Raw genomic sequence first — 951 nt, 5'->3', positions numbered from 1 at the left:
CAGCATCGCGACGAGCGATCCGATCACTTCCAGGTGGCTCAGCTCCTCGGTCGCGATGTCGAACAGCATGTCCTTGCGGCCCGGATCTTCCTCGGTGATCGCCTGCGTGAAGTAGCGCATCGCGGCGGCGAGTTCGCCCTGCGGTCCGCCGAACTGTTCGAGCAGCAGGTTCGCGAGACCGGGGTTCGGCGCGTCGACGCGCACCGTGTACTGCAATCGGGTGTTGTGAATGAACATGAAGCCTCCGTGTGAAAGTGGACGACGGTTGCGCCGGATGCCGAGCACGTCGCGGGCCCGTAGTGCGGCGCGCGCCGCGCGGGCGGCCGTGGCCGCGTGCGTCCGAGGTTTTTCAACGCGTTGTCATTTCTGCTGACGTGTCGCCGGGCGCGCGGCCGTCCGTCAGTTCTTGTCGGCGGCGCGGTCGCCGTGATCGGCCGGTTGCGCGCCGGGCCGCGCATCGGCCGGCTGCGGCTTGCCTTCGGCCGGATCGCGCGCGCTGCGCGGCGGCGGCGTCGCGGTGCCGCCGCGCTTGCCTTCGGGGCCCGGCGTGCTGTCGCCGCGATCTTCGCCGCGCGTATCGGTGTCGCGCGGGGTGGGACGGGTCATCGAATGCCTCCTGTCGGAACGGGACGGATTCGCGCGCATCGCGCGTGCCGGCTGCGCGACGCCGCGCGGCCGGTGCAACCGTCGTTGTAAAAAATGCGCGTCGGAGCGGCTGCCGCGTCGTCGGTGCGACATGGATAGGAGCCGGGCAGGCGCGGCACTTGCTTCGATCGCGCGCCATGAGGCCCGCGCGCACGTCGGTGCGCACGGGTTGCACACAGGAGCGCCGTTCGATGTCCGAGGTCACCGTGTCCCCGTTGCCCGATCGCCTGCGAGACCGCGTCGCGCCGACGCGCGCTTCGCCGCTCGCGCGACGGCAGGCGCGGACGCGCACCGCGCGCGGCGTCC

At 71.7% G+C, this 951-nt stretch carries 2 protein-coding genes; both read right to left on the bottom strand.

Going from position 1 to position 951, the window contains the following annotated elements:
* Positions 1 to 276 (bottom strand): manganese catalase family protein (locus HMPREF3115_RS32790; protein WP_371089509.1); only part of this gene is annotated, 276 nt, incomplete at its 3' end.
* A gap of 123 nt (positions 277 to 399) precedes the next feature.
* The gene (locus tag HMPREF3115_RS24765) at positions 400 to 606 is read right to left on the bottom strand and encodes a hypothetical protein (RefSeq protein ID WP_070556495.1); all 207 of its coding nucleotides are present in this window, start codon (positions 604 to 606) and stop codon (positions 400 to 402) included.
* Between the last annotated feature and the right edge of the window lie 345 nt (positions 607 to 951).

It is taken from the genome of Burkholderia sp. HMSC10F09, assembly GCF_001806955.1.
In the GTDB taxonomy this organism is placed as follows: Bacteria; Pseudomonadota; Gammaproteobacteria; order Burkholderiales; family Burkholderiaceae; genus Burkholderia; species Burkholderia multivorans.
Note: the sequence above shows the minus strand (reverse complement) of the source record. Positions and strands in the feature narration are given on the sequence as shown.

Coding starts and splice junctions, on each gene's coding strand:
- HMPREF3115_RS24765 (WP_070556495.1), bottom strand. CDS start 606: ATGACCCGTCCCACCCCGCGCGACACCGATACGCGCGGCGAAGATCGC.